We start from the raw sequence: 385 nt of genomic DNA on the forward strand, positions 1-385 counted from the left end.
ACCAGACAGGCCAAGAATCCTCAATATCTCGCTGAAAATCTGTTAGGCCGCCAATTTTTCGCTGACAGGCCCAATGAGAAATGGCTTACCGATGTGACGGAGTTCAAATGGTATGAGGGTATTGAGGTACATAAGCTCTATCTGAGCGCGATTCTGGACCTCTGTGACCGGCGCATCGTGGCCTATGCGTTGAGTGAGCGCAATGACAATCCCCTCGTATTCAAGACCTTTGACAGAGCCGTTAAGGTCAACCCGGATGCACATCCTCTGTTCCACAGTGACAGAGGCTACCAATACACAAGCCGAGCATTTCACCAGAAACTTGTACAGGCGGGAATGGTGCAGAGCATGTCCCGCGTGGCACATTGTATTGACAATGGCCCTA

The 385-nt window shown here is 50.6% G+C and carries 1 protein-coding gene; it reads left to right on the forward strand.

What is annotated here, in order from left to right:
• Positions 1–385 (forward strand): DDE-type integrase/transposase/recombinase (locus ACTQ3V_RS15750; RefSeq protein ID WP_441468309.1); only part of this gene is annotated, 385 nt, incomplete at both ends.

The organism is Candidatus Agathobaculum pullicola (genome assembly GCF_052117205.1).
GTDB lineage: Bacteria > Bacillota > Clostridia > Oscillospirales > Butyricicoccaceae > Agathobaculum > Agathobaculum pullicola.